Origin of the sequence: Microbacterium timonense (genome assembly GCF_900292075.1) — a bacterium.
GTDB classification, from domain to species: Bacteria; Actinomycetota; Actinomycetes; order Actinomycetales; family Microbacteriaceae; genus Microbacterium; species Microbacterium timonense.
The window spans coordinates 468,250-485,316 of the sequence record NZ_OLMV01000002.1 but is presented as its reverse complement, the minus strand read 5'-3'; the positions used below and the strand labels follow the sequence as shown (position 1 = coordinate 485,316).

The window sequence follows — 17,067 nt, the reverse complement described above, 5'->3', positions numbered from 1 at the left end:
GCTTCAGGGCCACGCGAGTCGACGAGTGCAGGCGGTCTCCCATCGTCGTCCCCGTCAGCCCGTCGACGCGGGGGTTCTCCAACGGAGCGCTGCGAAGCTGTCGAGTGCGGCGACGTCGTCCACGGCGTCCCGACTGACGGCGTCCTCGGGCGGCATTCCCTGCAGGATGCGCTTGATCGGTACCTCGAGCTTCTTTCCTGTACGGGTGTGGGGGACGGCCGGGACCGCGATGATCTCATCGGGTACGTGCCGGGGTGAGGTGGCCACCCTGATGGCCGTGGCGATCGATCTGCGCAGCTCGTCGTCCAGCACCGTGCCGGGCTCGAGCACGACGAACAGCGGCATCCAGTAGCCACCGTCCGGCAGCTCGATACCCACCACCAGCGACTCCACGATTCCGGGCTGCCTCTCCACCACGTCATAGATGTCGCTGCTGCCGAGCCGGACGCCGAACCGGTTGAGCGTGGCATCGGAACGCCCGTGGATGATGACGGATCCATGATCGGTGATGGTCGCCCAGTCTCCGTGGCGCCATACGCCGGGATAGACGTCGAAGTATGCCGACTTGTATTTGCTCCCATCCGGGTCGTTCCAGAGCTTCACCGGCATCGACGGCATGGGTTTGGTGACGACCAGCTCACCCACTTTCCCTTCCACCGGCTGGCCGGTCTCGTCCCATGTCTCGACCGCCATGCCGAGGGCTCTGGCCGGCAGCTCACCCGGCCAGATGGCCTTATTGGCTGCTCCAGACGCGAGGGCCGAGCAGATGTCGGTGCCGCCCGACATCGAGACAAGGGGTACGTCGCCACCGAGCTGAGCGCGGACCCACGCGAAGGCGCTCGGAGGGACCGGCGAGCCGGTGGCGCCGATCATGCGGAGCTTGGGCGACGGCGGGACCCGGTAGCCCGCCCGCTCGCATGCTTGGAGATAGCCGGGACTCGCCCCGAGGATCGTCGCATCAGAGGCGTCCGCTATCTCCCAAAGACGTCCGACAGAGGGGTAGGTGGGACTGCCGTCGTAGATCACGACCGAAGATCCCAGCAGCAGCGCGTTGACGACGAAGTTCCACATCATCCAGTTCGGAGACGTGTACCAGAAGAGCCGATCCTTCGACGTCATGTCCATCTGGAGGCCCAAGTTCTTCTGAGCGTCGAGAGTGATCCCGCCGTGGCCGTGAACGATTCCCTTCGGGATTCCCGTCGTGCCTGAGGAGTACAGCACCCAGAGCGGGTGGTCGAACGGAACCTGGAGCGGCTCCAGACCGCGGGGGGAGGCGGGGAGGGAGTCCCACTCGAGGACGGGTGGGCCGTAAGCGGGAGTCTCCAGACCGAGGTGTGCGATGTGGACGACGTGCTCGATCGTCGGAAGCATGTCGGCGAGGCCGACCGCATCAGTACGTCGGTCGAACGACTTTCCGCCGAAGTAGTACCCGTCGGCGGCCACGAGGATCTTGGGCTCCAGCTGAGCGAGTCTCTTGGCTGCGGCGTCCGCGGCGTAGTCGGTGCCGCAACAAGACCACACGGCACCGAGAGAGGCTGTGGCAAGGAAGGCCACGATCGCTGAGGAAGTGTTCGACACATATCCGGCGACCCGGTCGCCCGGAGCGACCCCGAGAGCATCGAAGGCGTCGGCGACGTCGGCGACCCGGCGTTCCAAGTCCCGCCACGTCACCGCGCTGGAGTGCCCGTCCTCGAGCACCTCGATGATCGCGACATCATCCGGGTTCCTGTCTCGGAACACGTGGCTCACATAGTTCAACCGCGCGCCCAGAAACCAGTTGGCGCCCGGCATGCGCATCGAGTCCAGGACCTGGCCATAGGGAGAACTCGATCGCATGTCGAAGAACGCCCAGAGCTCTGCCCAGAACTCCGGGAGGTTGTCGACCGACCAGTTCCACAGACTGTCGTAGTCGGGAAGATCGACGTGGTGGCGGGCCTCCACTTGCTTGGTGAAGGCCACGATTCTGCTGTCCTTCACCCTCTCAGGGTCGGGGGTCCACGCCGGCCCGTGGGGCGACAGCGAGTCAGGGGAATGCTGTGTCATGAAGGGTCTCCGCTTTCGCTCCGGACGTCGTAGTCGGGGCGGTCCGTACTTGACTTACGGTCTCACGAATGTCCAAACTAGGTCAACGTGCAAATGCTGGACTGTTGACGCTGGCGGATCCACGACGAGGAAGTCCGCGAACGCACCGCTGAGGAGTCGGCGTTGCCCACGGCCGGATGCCGGTGTCCACCGGACGGCGAACAGGAGAGACCTTGAACGATATTTCGGTGGGAAGACCCCTCGCGGGCAAAGTGGCCATCGTGACCGGCGCCGGACGTGGACTCGGCCGGGAGATGGCCGAATCGTTGCTTCGCGCCGGCGCCGCGGTGGGGGTCGCCGGACGCACGAAGTCCGCATTAGACGAGATCGTGGCCAACGCCGAGGCCGAGGGAGAGCGTGCGATCGCGTGCGTCACCGACGTCACGGACGAGTCATCCGTCGAAGAATTCGTCGAGGCGACTCGCACGAAGTTCGGGCGCATCGACATCGTGGTCAACAACGCGGGAGTGCTGAGCAGCGTCCCCCTCCTCGACCAGTCCGTCGATGACTGGGACCGGATCGTCGAAACCAATCTCCGCGGGAACTTCCTCGTGACCAAGGCCGCGGGAAGGCACCTGGTTGCGCAAGGCTCGGGAAAGATCGTCAACATCGCATCGAACTTCGCGATCGTGGGCGTACCCCATCACGGTGCCTATGCGGCGTCGAAAGCGGGCATCATCGCACTGACGAAATCGCTGGCGGTGGAGTGGGCGAGATACGGCATCCAAGTCAACGCGCTGGCGCCCGGCTACTTCGTCTCCGACATCAACGCGGAACTCCGTGGCAACGACGAGTTCTACGGCAAAGTGCTGAAGACGATCCCGGCTCGACGAATGGGCGAGCCCTCTGAGCTGGTGCCGTGGCTTCTCCATCTCGCCGGGCCCGAGTCCGATTACATGACCGGCCAGGTCCTGGTGATCGACGGCGGCCTCACCGTTCCGTGACCGGAACGTCAGAACAACAGATCGGATGATGAATGTCGGATGTTAGTCTCATGGGCATGACCGTCAGCGCGAGTCCAGATGTCTCCGGCGAGCTCCCTCTGAAGGATGCGCTCGCCTTCGCCGAGCGCATCCGCCCCAGCCTGATCGAGGAGCAGGCCTCGGTGGAGGCGCGAACCACCTATTCCCCGGAGCGTCATCAGGAGTTTCGCGACGCAGGTCTGTACAAGCTCCTGATCCCGCGGCTCTACGGGGGCTATGCCTACGACATGCCGAGCTTCCTGAAGGTGATGGGATCCATCGCCCGTGGCTGCATGTCGACCGGCTGGTGCCTGACGCTGGGGGCGAGCCACGCGCTGCTGGTGGCGTCGCTCTGGCCGAAGGAGGTGCAGGACGAGATCTTCGCGGACGGGCACGTGGTGATTCCGTCGACCGCCCGGCCCGGTGGTCCCGCACTTCGCAACGATGACCGCACCTGGACGCTCAACACCACCCATCCCTACTCGTCGGGGAGTCCGTACTCGACCCACTACCTCGGTCAGGCGTTCGAGATGGGCGACGACGGAAAGCCCCGGGGGCAGGTGTTCTTCATCGCGCCGCGTGATCGCTACGAGATCCTGGACGACTGGGGCCGCACGCTGGGACTCAAGGGGAGCGGCTCAAATACCATCGTGTTCCGGGATGCCCGGCTGCCCGAAGGCTACGTCCTCGAGAAGACCATGCAGGTCGACCTCAAGACGTCATCCACCTCTCCCGGTTTCGAGCTGCACGGCAACCCCATGCATCTCGCCCCGGGGCAGGGCTTCTTCGGCCTCGACCTCGCCACCGTCTTCATCGGAGGAGCGTTCGGTGCGTTGGATGAGTACGAACGCCTCCTCCATGAGCGGAAGACAGCCGGCGATGCCGGTCGCGCGCCCGCGGCTCGACTCTACGACCCGGATTACCAGCGCTGGTATGGCCTGGCGTCGGTGCGACTCAACTCTGCACAGGCAATCGTCAACGATGCGGCCGAGCGTTGGATGGAGATCTGCGCCCGAGCGGCGAGTGGTGGCGAACCCTTCACCACCAAGGAAGACATGATGATCAACATGATGTGCCGGGAGGCTACGCGGCTGGCGTGGAGCACCGTCGAGGAGACGATCTATCGCACCGCCGGCTCGAGCGCTTCCGTGAACGGCGAGCGCATGGAGCGCGCGTACCGCGACCTCTCCCAGGCGTGGGGCCACGTCAACATGATCATCGAGGACACGATGGCGCGGGCGTGGTCCACCCTCGAGCTCGGGGTGAGTTGAGGTTGCAGAAGGGGCGGGGGGGGGGGGGCGCCCCCCCCCCGCCCCTTTCGCGTCGCCATCTCAGACGTACAGAGTGCTCGGCGCCTCGATCCGCTCGACGGGGGGCGGCTCCTGAACGATCACATTCTCGATCGCGCCGATCCCGTCGATCTCGACGCGGACGACGTCCCCAGGCGCCAGATAGCGGCCCTCCATGACACCCACTCCGCCCGGCGTTCCGGTGGCGATGAGGTCGCCGGGTTCCAGGGTCGCGGCGGAGGAGAGCTCAGCGATCAGGGTGTACACGTCGAAGATGAGGTTCTTCGTATTGGACTCCTGCCGCACCTCGCCGTTCACGATCGTGCGAATCGGGAGGTTGTGGGGATCTACTTCGTCCGGCGTGATCACCCACGGACCGACAACGCCGTGGCCGTCGAACGACTTGCCGAGCACCCACTGACCGCCGCGCATCTGGTAGTCGCGGACGCTGTAGTCGTTGATGACGGTGAAGCCCGCGATGACACTCGCCGCGTTCTCCTTCGAGACGTGCTTCGCCCGGCGCCCGATGACCACCCCGAGCTCGCACTCGAAGTCCAGCTTGTCGGACACGGCCGGGACCTGTACTTCCGCGTACGGTGCGGCGATCGTGTTGTTCCACTTCGCGAACACGGTGGGGTCGGTCGGCATCTCCTCGCCGATCTCCCGGACGTGCTCGATGTAGTTCTTGCCGATGGCGATGAACTTCGGGGGATTCAGCACGGGCGACTCCAGCCGCTGGAGGTCGAGAGGCGCCCGTCCCGCACCGCTTTCAACGGCCTGCTGCACAGCTTCCGCCCCGGTGGGCCCGAGGGCCAGGATCTCGACCACATCGTCAGGGAGTTGCGGTGCGGCGACGCTCAGATCCACGATCTCGTCACCGACGACGGCTGCGGCGACGATGCCCGCTTCCGTCCGCAGAGAAGCCAGCTTCATTTGATCTCCAATTCTGAATGGGTGAATACCCGACAAGAGTCAGACTATCAACCTAGAGACCAAAGGCAAAAGATGGACATTTAGCGACCAACGCCACTCCTGGACAGAGGAGGCGGCGCCACCAGGTTTCGTGCGGCGAGCGCGAGGGCTTCAGCGGTCGGCTCGGGACGCCGCGAGGCGGTGGCGGTCCTCGATCTGCCCGAGTGCCGTTGCCATCGTCTCCTCGGCCAGGTCGGCATCTCCGGCGACGATGGCATCGACGAGCGAGCGGGTGACCTCACGGGCCTGCTCGGCCTCGTCGGCGGGAAGCTCCCGCATGTAGACGCCGATCGTGACCTGGCTGATGGCGGCGATGAACGAACCCAGTAGTCGGTTGCCGCTCGCTTCTCCGACGATCGTGTAAATCGACTGGCCGATCTCGAACTGCTCGGGGTCGCGGCTGTCGCGGCCCGAGTCCGCGACGATGGCGTCTTGCCGTGCGATCAGCGTCTGCAGCTCGGCGGCCTGCTCCGGGGTCCGGTGGTCGGCTGCGAGTCGCGCTGCTGGGACCTCGAGAAGGCGCCGCACGACCGTCACCTCATCGAGCGTGAGGGCGCCGAACTTCAAGATCGTCTCCAATGACCCGGAGAGCAGATTTCGCAGCGAGTCATGGTCGACGTTCTGAACGAAGCTGCCGCCACCTGCGCCTGGGACCTTCGAGATCAGACCCTCTGAGACGAGGACACGCAGCGCCTCGCGGACGGTCGTTCGGCTGACCTGGAAGTCCTGAGCGAGAGTCGCTTCGCTCGGCAGCCGTTCCCCCTTCTTGAACGTCCCCGAGACGATCGCGTCTCGCAACTGCTTCTCCACCTGTTCGCGGGGTCGGCGAACGCGGTCTGGCGTGAACATGGGGCTGATCTTATCGTTCACTCGTTCGCCTCCGGTTAGGTCCGTGCGTGCAGCGAGTCCGGCGTTTGCTCGGACGTTGACTATTATCAGACTATTCGCAAAACCGCCGTTCAGATGGGTTCGACATGCGTGCGTTGGTACTCAACGGGGAATGGAAGCCTCGGTCCGGCTACGAGTTGACGGCGGAGGAGGTCGAAGGACGGTGGGCGCGCGAGGCCCGTCAGGTATGGCGGCACCCCTCGTGGCGCGTGACCGACGTCGAGCGACCCGCGATTGCTTCGGCAGACGACGTCGTCGTTCGCGTTCGAGCGGCAGGTTTGGCCGTTTCCACGCTGCGGATGACGCGCGAGGACGCCGAAGGGTATGTGATGCTGCCGTACCGGATGGGCCTCCCCGTCATTCCGGGCCACGAGTTCTCGGGGGAGGTCGTCGAAGTCGGTACCGCGGTCGACCGGCTGCGCCCGGGCGACGCTGTCGCGGTTCAGGCCCTGCGCCCGTGTGGACATTGCACGGCCTGCCGGATGCTGCTGCCGAACTCGTGCCAGCAGGCGGACTTCGCCGGCTTCACACTCGACGGGGGGATCGCCGAGTATGCCGTGGCCCCGCAGGCTTATGTCCACTCTCTGGAATCCCTTCGCCCCACGTTCGACGCGGACGCCGTCTTCGACATCGGCGTGCTCTGCGAACCGGCCGCCGTCGCGTATCTAGCCCTGTTCGAGAAGGATCGGCATCTTCGACCCGGCGTCAGTGTCGCCGTCTTCGGGTGCGGCCCGCTCGGGCTGGCGGCCGTGGCACTCGCGAGGTGCGCGGGGGCCGCGACGGTCATCGCGGTCGACGAGATCGAAGAGCGCGCAGAGCTCGCGAGGCTCCTGGGCGCGGACGAGGTCTGCGCGGACTCCGCGGCCGAATCCGGCACGACCGTCCTACGCGCCACTCGCGGGATCGGGGTGGATGTGGCGGTCGACGCGACCGGCGCTGCGAGTGAGGTGCTTCCGACGATCCAGCGAGTGCTCGGGGTGGGCGGGCACATCGTGCACCTCGGGGTCGGAGGCCCGGCGGCACCCTTCTCGCCGATCGCCGCAATGGTTCAAGGAGCCACCCAGACCTTCAGCATGGGTCATGTCGGCGGCTACCAGCCCGTGGTCGAACTCCATGCCCGGGGGAGGATCGATCTTCGCGCGATGATCGGCAAGCGATGGCCCCTCGAGCAGGTGCTCGGGGGTCTAGCCGATCCCGCCACGAGTTCGCGGGCGAAGGCGGTGGTCATCCCCGCCTGAGCCGCGGGGAGTCAGGCGAACATCGACCTCGCCCAGGCCAGCGACTGGTCCAGGTCGACGGAGTCGTCCGCGCGAAGCTCGGACTCGACCGCAGCTGCCGCTGCGCGGATCTCCGAGATCCAGCGCTTGACCTGCCTGCCATCCACGCTCTGCGGGAGCTGCGAGAGCCGCAGCAGCATCACGATGTTCCGCTGCTCGTTCAGGACGGGCGCCATGACTCCGCCGAGGTTGTAGGTCCCGTCGTCATCGAAATCCGACGTGTCGAAGAAGTGCATGAGCTGGGCCATTCTGCCGAGCAGGGATCGCTCGCGAGCCGGCGTGAGGTCGCCTGCCGCATACTCGGCCATGAGCGCGACGAGCTGATCGCGGTGGCTGCCGCCCTCGGGGCCGATCTGAGACACCGCGTATCCCTGGGCGCGGAGCGTCGCCAGTCGCTGCCTCAGGCTTTCGACCGTCTCAGGGTCCCTCGCCGCGCCGGAGAGCCATCGCTCCAGGGCGGCGTCGGGGGCCCACGCGATGAACGCCTCGCCCAAGGGGGGCTTCATCGGGAGGCGTTCGCCGATGCGTTCACTCATCTTGGCCTCCCCGCCGTATGCCGAACCGACGGTGGTCAGTTCATTCGCGGTGACGGCGACGAGGACTGCGGCCTCGCACTGCTGCTCACGCGCGAGGAGCTCGATCTGGGGCCGGGCGAATGCGGCGAGTCGAATGCCTTCGATCAGATCGGCGTCGCCGTATGCGGTCATCCCGTGAGGTGAGAAACCTCCGTACCCGCCCTGGAAGAAGAGGAGCGGGGTCGTCTGCCGGTTCGCCTCGAGGGAGAGGACGTCGCAGAGTGCGATGTAATGATCCCCGGCATCGATCGGAGGCCGAGGTGAACAGTGGATGTACGCGACGGCGCCCTCGATCATCGGCGCGCCGAGCGAAGACGGCTTCCATTCGACCTTGTCGAACTTGTCCGGATCAGGGCCCGAGAGGAGCCGGCACACATCGACCTGATCGTGCGCCAGGACGTTGATGCAGTACGCCCCGGCGTTGCGCAGTCGCGCGTATGTTCCCGAGCGCGTCTGCGGGAGGAAGGCGACGAGTGGCGGATCGAGGGAGACCGACGAGAACGTGCCGACCACCATGCCGATCGGGCCGGCGTCGTCTACCGCTGTCACCACCGTCACGCCCGTGGGATAGTTTCCCATCACCTCGCGGAACTGGACGGGATCGATAGGCGTTCGCACCGTTGCCATGCCGTTCTCCTCACTGCTCGGTCTCATTGTTGTCTTTCGTCCGACATTTATCAACCCTCCACACCCGGCCCCCTGTTACTGCGCAGCGAGGCCCGCGATGCGCCAGATTGACAGGGATGCATGCGCGGGATATTCTCTGGCCCAGATTCAGACAAAAGGGTCTGAGTCAAAACTCAGACAATGGCGTCCAGAGCAGGACGGACCCAGACAGGGGACAGTGCATATGCCGATCAACAATCGCTGGCGCCCCCGCGCCATCGCCATGTCGGGCACCCTGTTGCTCGCGATAGCTCTCTCAGCTTGCACAGGCGGGGGCGGTGCCGATCCGTCGGAGTCGGCCGATGCGGGCCGCGGCGGAACCCTCACCCTGGCCGTGACCGGAGACGTGGCGAACATGGACACGGCGAACTGTGTGCCGGTCATCTTCTGCAGCGTCTCGTACGACACGCTGACGCACATCTCGCCCGAGGATGGATCGATCGGACCCGGGCTCGCGACGTCGTGGGAGTGGACCGATGACAGCCGGACCGTGCTCCGGTTGACGCTGCGCGAAGGCGTTAAGTTCTCGGATGGCACGCCGCTCGACGCCGAGGCCGTCGCCGGGTCGTTCACTTCGTACCTGTCGGCACCCGGCCCCTTCGCGGCTCTGGGTTATCCGTTCCAGGGCGCCGCTGCCGCGGGCGATGATCAGGTGGACATCACCTTCGCCGAGCCGTTGACCGACGAGTACGCGCTCTATCTCCTCTCGGGTCAGAGTGGCCTCAGCTACATCGTCAACCCTGCTGCGGCAGCGGACCGGAGCCTCATGGTCGACGAGACCTACGGGAGCGGCCCGTACGTCCTGGACTCTTCCCAGACGACGAAGGGCTCGAAGTACGTCTACGTGCCCAACGACAACTACTACAACCAGGATGCGATCCACTACGAGAAGGTCGTTTACCAGCCGATGCAGGATCCGGCTGCGAGGCTCAACGCGATCCGCTCCGGCCAGGTGAGCTCGGCGACCAACATCTCCACCGCGGATCTGGCGACAGTCGAGAGCGCGGGTCTCACCCTGTCGCGAGGGCCCCTCGGCAAATTCGCGACGCTCTCGCTTTCGGCACGCGATGCCGGGCCCCTGGCTGAAGTCAAGGTGCGCCAGGCCCTCGCCTTTGCGACGCCCCGCGAGGACATCGCCACGGCGCTGTACGGTGAGTCTGCGACGCCGACGAGTTCCTTCATTCCCGAAGGAGCGCAGGGCTACAACGAGGACGACGTCGACATGTACGCCTACGACCCCGAGAAGGCGAAGGAGCTGCTCGCCGAGGCAGGCTATGCGGACGGCTTCACGATCTCGATGTTCGATCCGGCCTTCTTCGACCCCGGGTCAGCACTCGGCCAGGCGCTCAAGGCGGCTTACGCGGAGGTCGGGGTGACACTGGACCTGGTTCCCTTCGACGGAAGTCCGGGGGAGGTGGCGCTGCAGATGGGCCAGTACGACTCGGTCATCCTGTCTACCGGTGCCAACGGCATCTCGGGCGCCGTCTACACCCTGTTCCGGACGGGTGGCCTGGCCAACCCCAAGAACGTTCCGCTCGACGAGAGTCTGGTGAGTGCGCTGAACGCCGCCGCGACGGCACCAGACGTCGACGCCCAGACCGCGCTCTCGATGGAAGCGACGAGCGCGCTCAACGAGTTGGTCTACGCGGTCCCGATCGCCGGCATCACCACCCTGATAGCCGTCGACCCCGACGTGCAGAACGTGCCTGAGCAGTTCTGGACGATCGAAGCGAACCCGTTCAGTCCGGTGACCGACGAGGCATGGCAGGGCGGCGGAACCGAGTAAACGACGCTGACGGCGACTGTTGCGGGCGCGTCCTCAAGGGCGCGCCCGCAACAGTGTGCTGAGGGGACGGCCGCCAATTGGCCGAGAATCGTGACGGTTTTCAAAAGCGGTCTAATATCCTACAATTGCGTTTACCGCACTTACAGACGGGGGCAGAGTTGCTCAGATCTCAGACCAGGTCGGTTGCGCCGGCGGTTGGCGACGCGCGATGATCCGCCTCATCACGCACCGTCTGCTGCTGGCGGTCGTACTCCTGTTCGTGGTGTCAGCCATGACTTTCGTGCTCACCGCCATCGCTCCCGGTGATCCTGCCGCAACGATTCTCGGCACGTCTGCCAGTCCCGAGGCAGTCGAAGAGCTGAGGGATCAGCTCGGACTGAACCAACCCATCGTGGTCCAGTACTGGACATGGCTCCAAGGCGCGGTCCGGGGTGACTTCGGCAACTCGCTGGTGTCATCGCAGAACGTGACGGAGGCGGTCGCCGATCGACTTCCCGTCACGATCTCCCTCGTGCTCCTCGCGACTCTCGTGACCGTGATCGTCGGCGTCGCCCTCGGGCTGATCAGCGCCGTTCGAGGCGGTGCGGTGGGAAAGGCGACGGACGTCCTCGCGGTGGCCGGCTATGTGATCCCCAACTTCTGGCTCGGGCTCATGCTGGTGCTGATCTTCGCCGTCAACCTCGGGTGGCTCCCCGCGACGGGGTACGTGGACTTCTCGGCATCGCCGATCGAGTGGCTCCGGTCTCTCATCCTGCCGGTGATCGCTCTCGCGGTGATCGGCATCACGGCGATCGCAAAGCAGACCCGTGACGCCATGCGCCAGGTCATGGGCAGCGAGTTCATCACTGTTCTGCGCGCGGATGGCTTCCCGGAGTGGCGGATCGTGCTGAGGCACGGGCTGAGGAACGCCGCGATCCCGATCGTGACGGGAGCCGGAGTGCTCGTCATCGGGATGTTCGGCGGCACCGTGCTCATCGAGTCCGTCTTCGTGCTTCCGGGGATCGGAAGTCTCGCGGTCACCGCCGCTCGTTCCGGTGACATCTACGTGCTTCAGGGAGTCACCGTCGTCTTCTGTGTCGTCGTGATCGTGACGAACCTGATCATCGATCTCCTGTATGGCTGGCTCAACCCGAAGGTGCGTGTCCGATGACTGCGACGAGCAACCTGGTGGTGCCCGCCCCTCCGCCGCGAACGTGGACCAACATCGCCCGTGCATTCGGGCGGAACAGGCTCGGGATGGCGGCTCTGATCGCCCTCGTCGCGATCGTGCTCGCCTGTTATCTGGCACCGGTTCTGTTTCCCGCCGGTCCCAACGTCGTCGACCTCAAGGACTCCCTGCAGCCGCCGAGTCTGGAGCACTGGCTGGGAACGGACCAGCTGGGTCGCGATCTGCTCACGCGTGTGCTCTACGGCGGCCAGGTCACCCTCCCCAACGCACTGATCGTGACAGTGGTCGCGATCCTGGTGGCGGTTCCGCTGGGACTTACGGCAGCCCACGCCCGCGGGTGGGCTGACCGGTCGATCATGTTCGTGACGGACGTCGGCCTCGCCATTCCCGCCATGGTCGTGATGCTCGTCATCATGTCCCTGTTCGCCGGCTACACGTCGCTCGCGATGATCGGCCTCGGGCTGCTTCTCGCGCCGCCCGTCGTCCGGAACATCCGGGGTCCGGCGCTCGCGGTCAGTCGCGAGTTGTACATCGACGCTGCCGTCGTCGCGGGTGTGACCGGTACCGGCATCGTGTCCAAGCACGTCCTTCCGCGCGTGATGGGTCCGATTCTCGTTCAGTGCGCGCTCGTATCCGCGATCGCCCTGCAATTCGCGGTCGGTCTGGCCTTCCTCGGTTTCGGGACCCAGCCCCCGAATCCCGACTGGGGCTCGATCATCTTCGAAGGATCCCAGGTGCTCAACCTGAGCCCTTGGCCCGTCATCGCGGGTGGTCTTGCTCTGGGTGCGGTCACTCTTGCGCTGGTTCTCATCGGTGACGCCGTTCGGGATGTGACGGTCGACGCGTGGGCGGGGGCTCCCTCGAGGCGCAGGAGGTCCCGATCCGAGAAGTCGCGGAAGCCGGTGGTGAGCGTCGCTTCTGCAACCGTCCCTGACGCGTCTGTCGGATCGTCAGCGAGCCTTGTGTCGGTCCGCGAGCTGACGGTGGGATTCGTCGTGGACGGCGTCGCTCGCCCGGTCGTCACCGGGGTGGATCTCGACATCGCACCGGGAGAGACGGTGGGAATCGTCGGTGAGTCCGGGTGCGGCAAGACTTCTGTCGCGCGAGCGATCGCGCGGCTGCTTCCAGGGGGCGGCGAGATCCTCGGCGGAACGATCGATTTCGAGGGGACAGACGTCGTACGTCTGGCCGGGCGCGAGCTCTACGCGTACCGCCGGGACGACGTGAGCTATATCGCTCAGGATCCGATGACCGCACTCGATCCCACGCTCCGGGTGGGAACGCTTCTGAAGAGGATCGTGCGTCTGCGGGACGGGGTCTCCGGTCGTCAAGCGGACCGGCGTGTCATCGAGCTCCTCAGACAAGTACAGCTGCCGGATCCGGAGGGCGCTGCTCACCGGTATCCACACGAGCTCTCCGGAGGAATGGCTCAGCGGGTCGGGATCGCACGCGCGATCGCCACTCGCCCGCGGCTGCTGATCGCCGATGAGCCCACCACGGCGCTCGACGTCACGGTGCAGGCCGAGATCCTCACCTTGCTCCAATCGCTGCAGGAACAGTACGGGATGGCCATTCTGCTGGTCAGCCACGACTGGGGTGTCGTCGCCGAGTTCTGCGACAAGGCGCTGGTGATGTACGCGGGTCAGGTCGTCGAGCGCGGCGATCTCGTCGATGTCGTGAACAGGCCTGTCCACCCCTACACGGCGGCGCTGCTCGCCTGTCGGCCATCGAATGTCACGGACGACTCGCTCATGCTCCCGACGATCGAGGGCAGTGTGATCGCGCCGGCTGACTGGCCGGTGGGGTGCCGTTTCGCGGCACGCTGCGCCTTCAGAACGGATGCCTGCGACGCGGCCCCGATCCCGATGATCAGAGGTGCAGACGGGCACGCGGCGCGATGCATCCACCCCCTTCCCGGGCTCGAGGCGCGGGAACCCGAGAAGGAGGACGCCAGTGCCTGATCGACCGTTGCTGGAGGTCTCCGACCTGACTGTCGAGTACCGACGAGGCGGCGAGCGCGTCACCGGCGTCTCCGGGGTGTCGTTCACCATCAAGGAAGGACAAGCCGTCGGACTGGTGGGGGAGTCGGGCTCAGGGAAGACCACGATCGGTCGCGCGATTCTCGGTCTCGTGCCCATCACCTCCGGGAGCATCCGTTTCGATGGGGTGGATGTCGGCAGCCCGGAGCATCAGCGCCTTCGTTCAGGACCCGGTCAGATCCGAGCGGTCTTCCAGGACCCCTTCAGCTCACTCAACCCCTCTCTGCCGGTCGGCGTGAGCGTGGCGGAGGAGGTGCCCGGCGGCCGTCGCGTCCGCGCGGAGACCTTTGCGCGCATCGCCTATCTCTTCGATCGCGTGGGATTGCCCTATTCGGTCTCGGCGACGTATCCCTCGAAGCTCTCAGGTGGTCAGCGTCAGCGAGTTGCGATAGCCAGGGCGCTCATGAGCGGGCCCCGCCTGATCGTCTGCGACGAACCGGTCAGCGCTCTGGACGTCTCCGTCCAGGCGCAGGTGCTCAATGTGCTGCGCGAGGCACGCTCCAGCGACTCATTGACCTATTGCTTCATCGGGCACGACCTCGACGTCGTGCGCTACATGTCCGATTGGATCATCGTCCTCTATCGCGGGCAGGTGCTCGAGGACGGCCCCGCCGCCACGGTGGCCCACAACCCACGTCACCCGTACACGCAGGCGCTCGTCGCCGCCACGCCCGAGACCGATGTGACGGGGACGCGCAAGAAGCGGCTGCCGCGGACGCGCGATCCTCGGCCGGAACCGCGTGCGGGGGAAGGCTGTCCCTTCGCGCCCCGCTGCCCGCTTGTCATCGACAGATGCTGGACCGAGCCTCCGCCCTTGCGCACAGCGCCGGACGGCGGACGGGTCGTCTGCCACCGGTATGACGAGGTCGCCGACACGACCGGCGGCGTGCAGAACATGCCGGTCCGCAACGCGGCGGTCTGAGGCGCGGAAAGAGTGATTCGAGAGGTTCGTGGACGGCCTTATGTTGGACGATTGACAAATGACCAACAAAAGACTTACGGTCTAATCGAGTGCTGAAGCTCGAGCCGGTGCGGGTCGGGCGCATCACAACCCCAAAGCAAGCGGACTGGAATCGCTTAAGACCGCAGGAAGGCAACAGATGAGCATCGTGGAAGCTGCCAAGGCACCCACCGGAAGCCCCGCTTCCGTCGGGGCCGGTGATCCCGACTTCGAAGAGGCGACAGACCGCCTCATCGAGCGGGCGAAGGTCCTCATCCCGACGCTGCGAGCGCGCGCCCAGGAGGCCGAGGCTCTGCGCTACCAGCCGCCGCAGACGGTGAAGGACGCGGAGTTCCTCATGGACTCCCTCACGCCGCGAGTCTGGGGTGGCCAAGGCCTGGGCTCCCGTGCTCTGTGCGAGGTCTCGCGCGTCCTTGCGCACGGCGACACCTCGGCTGCCTGGACCCTGGCATTCCTGATCGAGCACAGCTGGATGGCCGCCCACCTTCCGTGGAAGGCACAGGAGGAGCTCTTCAAGGACCGGACCTTCATCCTCGCGGCGGCACCGCTCACCCCTGCCGGCAAGGCGGAGAAGGTGGAAGGCGGCTTCCGGGTGTCGGGTACCTTCCGCTATGCCTCGGGGCTCTGGAACTCGGACTACACCTTCTGCTCGTCGATCGTGTCGGTCGACGGCGTTCCGACTCCCACCACGTTCCTCGTTCCGCTGGCGCAGCCCGGCGTCACTGTGAACGACGACTGGTTCATGTCGGGTATGGCGGCGACGGGCAGCGCGAGCGTCACGATGGATGACGTCTTCGTCCCCGAGCACTACGCGGTTCCGCTGGAGCAGATGCTGTCGATCGACAAGCACCCGGGCATCGTGCACGAGGAGAAGTTCCTCCGGTACCCCCCCTACGCCAGCCTCGGGATGATGATCACGGCGATTGCACTCGGGTCCGCAGAGGCCGTGGTCGACATCGTCAAGTCGCGTCTGGCGACGACTCGCGCATTCGGTGGCGCGATGCGATCGGATCTACCCCAGTCACGGATGCGCTTCGCGCAGGCATGGGAGAAGCTCCGCTGTGCGCAGCTGCTCTACAAGCACATCCTCGAAGAATCGATCCGCAAGTCCGACGCGCTCGAGCCATGGAGCCAGCAGGAGATCGGCCAGATCGAGCTCGACCAGACGACGATCGTCCATCTCGCCCAGGAGCTCATCGGCATCCTCTGCGACGGGATGGGCTCGAGCCCGTATCAGACGAAGGAAGCGCTGCAGCGCTATCGCCGGGACATCGACGTCATCGCGAACCACGCGTTCATGGACTGGGATCTGGTCGGCGAGCGGTCGATCCGCTACGTGCTCGGACTCGGGACACGATCGACCGATATGTTCCGCAGTCAGGTCACGTCGCAGAAGAGTGCTTCGGACGGGAACTCTGCGGAAGGAACCACGAGCGAGGAGAAGCTTATGAAGGCAGCCGTTTTGAGTGAGGTGGCCGGAACTCCGGCCGTCGGCGAGTTCGCCGCACCGGTGCCCGAGCCCGGTGAGCAGGTCGCCGAGGTGATCGTCGCCGCGCTGAACCCGATCGACCTCCGCCTTGCCGCGGGTGGCCCGTTCGGCCCGCCTGTCGTGCCGTCGGTCGTCGGAACGGAGGGCGTCGCTCGGCTCGAGGACGGCACCAAGGTCTACTTCAGCGACTCGAAGCCGCCGTACGGTGCCCTGGGCGAGAAGGTCCTTCTGGGTGACCGGTCGCGCGTCTACCCGATCCCGGACGGCCTCGACGAGGGTCTCGCGGCCGCGCTCGGCACGTCTGGTGTGATCGCCCTGACCGGGCTCCAGTGGCGCGCTCAGGTTCGGCCCGGTGACGAAGTGCTGATCCTGGGTGTCACCGGAGCGGTCGGTCAGATCGGTGCGCAGGCCGCCAGACTTCTCGGGGCCGGGAGGGTGATCGGCGCTGCTCGCAACGTCGAGGTCCTCGAGGCGCTGAAGTCCAAGGGGGTGCTGGACGACTACGTCGTGCTGACCGGTGGCGAGGGCGATGCGGCGGCCATCAAGGAGTCGGCGGCCATCGGCTTCGACGTCGTGCTCGACGCCGTGATGGGGCCCGCTTTCGCCGCCGCGCTGCCCGCCACCAAGATCGGCGCTCGCTACGTTGTGGTGGGCATGTCCGGCGGACAGCCGGCGACGACGATCGCCTACCCGTTCCTCACTGGACGAAGCGTCTTCGGTCACCTCAAGCCGCTCGTTCCGCTCGACGAGTGGGAGGCCTCCTACCAGCAGCTCGCCGGTTGGGCGAACGCCGGCCAGCTGTCTCTCGAGGTCGAGCGCGTGCCCTTCGATTCGATCAGCGAGGTGTGGGGCCGCATCGACAAGAGCCCCCACAAGAAGCTCGTCGTCGAGATGTGACGAAAGGAAGGGGGTG

12 protein-coding genes are annotated in these 17,067 nt (G+C 65.9%); 8 read left to right on the top strand and 4 right to left on the bottom strand.

The window, feature by feature from the left end; translation table 11 throughout:
* Positions 1–54 precede the first annotated feature (54 nt).
* A complete protein-coding gene (locus C9992_RS08100; protein WP_106815064.1) occupies positions 55–2,043 on the bottom strand; it encodes an acetoacetate--CoA ligase in 1,989 nt (662 codons plus the stop codon).
* Between the two features lie 227 nt (positions 2,044–2,270).
* On the opposite strand from C9992_RS08100, the gene C9992_RS08095 reads away from it, so the two are divergent.
* Entirely contained in the window at positions 2,271–3,026 is a 756-nt protein-coding gene (locus C9992_RS08095) for an SDR family NAD(P)-dependent oxidoreductase (RefSeq protein ID WP_200826258.1), read from the top strand.
* Between the two features lie 56 nt (positions 3,027–3,082).
* Positions 3,083–4,315: an acyl-CoA dehydrogenase family protein gene (locus C9992_RS08090; protein WP_160150848.1), complete on the top strand. Its 1,233-nt coding sequence runs from the start codon at positions 3,083–3,085 to the stop codon at positions 4,313–4,315.
* 60 nt (positions 4,316–4,375) lie between these two features.
* Here the strand turns inward: C9992_RS08090 and C9992_RS08085 are convergent, their stop codons facing one another.
* Both C9992_RS08085 and C9992_RS08080 read right to left on the bottom strand, forming a co-directional pair.
* Complete coding sequence (locus tag C9992_RS08085) at positions 4,376–5,266, bottom strand: fumarylacetoacetate hydrolase family protein (protein ID WP_106815061.1); 891 nt, start codon at positions 5,264–5,266, stop codon at positions 4,376–4,378.
* Between the two features lie 150 nt (positions 5,267–5,416).
* Positions 5,417–6,154 (bottom strand): FadR/GntR family transcriptional regulator, encoded by a 738-nt coding sequence (locus C9992_RS08080; RefSeq protein WP_106815060.1) that lies wholly within the window; start codon positions 6,152–6,154, stop codon positions 5,417–5,419.
* Positions 6,155–6,279: 125 nt separating this feature from the next.
* On the opposite strand from C9992_RS08080, the gene C9992_RS08075 reads away from it, so the two are divergent.
* A complete protein-coding gene (locus C9992_RS08075) occupies positions 6,280–7,431 on the top strand; it encodes an alcohol dehydrogenase catalytic domain-containing protein (protein WP_106815059.1) in 1,152 nt (383 codons plus the stop codon).
* An 11-nt stretch (positions 7,432–7,442) separates the two neighbouring features.
* Here the strand turns inward: C9992_RS08075 and C9992_RS08070 are convergent, their stop codons facing one another.
* Entirely contained in the window at positions 7,443–8,672 is a 1,230-nt protein-coding gene (locus C9992_RS08070) for a flavin reductase (protein ID WP_160150847.1), read from the bottom strand.
* Between the two features lie 373 nt (positions 8,673–9,045).
* On the opposite strand from C9992_RS08070, the gene C9992_RS08065 reads away from it, so the two are divergent.
* From C9992_RS08065 to C9992_RS08045, 5 genes are all read left to right on the top strand, one after another.
* Entirely contained in the window at positions 9,046–10,497 is a 1,452-nt protein-coding gene (locus tag C9992_RS08065; RefSeq protein ID WP_160150846.1) for an ABC transporter substrate-binding protein, read from the top strand.
* Between the two features lie 208 nt (positions 10,498–10,705).
* Entirely contained in the window at positions 10,706–11,647 is a 942-nt protein-coding gene (locus tag C9992_RS08060; RefSeq protein ID WP_106815056.1) for an ABC transporter permease, read from the top strand.
* Positions 11,644–13,626, top strand: coding sequence for a dipeptide/oligopeptide/nickel ABC transporter permease/ATP-binding protein (locus C9992_RS08055; protein ID WP_106815055.1), 1,983 nt, complete (start codon positions 11,644–11,646; stop codon positions 13,624–13,626). Before C9992_RS08060 ends, C9992_RS08055 begins: the two co-directional genes overlap by 4 nt.
* Positions 13,619–14,626, top strand: a complete 1,008-nt coding sequence (locus tag C9992_RS08050) for an ABC transporter ATP-binding protein (protein WP_106815054.1) — start codon at positions 13,619–13,621, stop codon at positions 14,624–14,626. Before C9992_RS08055 ends, C9992_RS08050 begins: the two co-directional genes overlap by 8 nt.
* 178 nt (positions 14,627–14,804) lie before the next feature.
* Positions 14,805–17,051: a zinc-binding dehydrogenase gene (locus C9992_RS08045; RefSeq protein ID WP_106815053.1), complete on the top strand. Its 2,247-nt coding sequence runs from the start codon at positions 14,805–14,807 to the stop codon at positions 17,049–17,051.
* Positions 17,052–17,067: the final 16 nt, after the last annotated feature.

Excerpts from the sequence above, each read along its gene's own strand:
- C9992_RS08100 (WP_106815064.1), bottom strand. The coding sequence starts at position 2,043 with ATGACACAGCATTCCCCTGACTCGCTGTCGCCCCACGGGCCGGCGTGG.
- C9992_RS08090 (WP_160150848.1), top strand. The coding sequence starts at position 3,083 with ATGACCGTCAGCGCGAGTCCAGATGTCTCCGGCGAGCTCCCTCTGAAG.
- C9992_RS08085 (WP_106815061.1), bottom strand. The coding sequence starts at position 5,266 with ATGAAGCTGGCTTCTCTGCGGACGGAAGCGGGCATCGTCGCCGCAGCC.
- C9992_RS08080 (WP_106815060.1), bottom strand. The coding sequence starts at position 6,154 with ATGTTCACGCCAGACCGCGTTCGCCGACCCCGCGAACAGGTGGAGAAG.
- C9992_RS08075 (WP_106815059.1), top strand. The coding sequence starts at position 6,280 with ATGCGTGCGTTGGTACTCAACGGGGAATGGAAGCCTCGGTCCGGCTAC.
- C9992_RS08070 (WP_160150847.1), bottom strand. The coding sequence starts at position 8,672 with ATGGCAACGGTGCGAACGCCTATCGATCCCGTCCAGTTCCGCGAGGTG.
- C9992_RS08060 (WP_106815056.1), top strand. The coding sequence starts at position 10,706 with ATGATCCGCCTCATCACGCACCGTCTGCTGCTGGCGGTCGTACTCCTG.
- C9992_RS08055 (WP_106815055.1), top strand. The coding sequence starts at position 11,644 with ATGACTGCGACGAGCAACCTGGTGGTGCCCGCCCCTCCGCCGCGAACG.
- C9992_RS08045 (WP_106815053.1), top strand. The coding sequence starts at position 14,805 with ATGAGCATCGTGGAAGCTGCCAAGGCACCCACCGGAAGCCCCGCTTCC.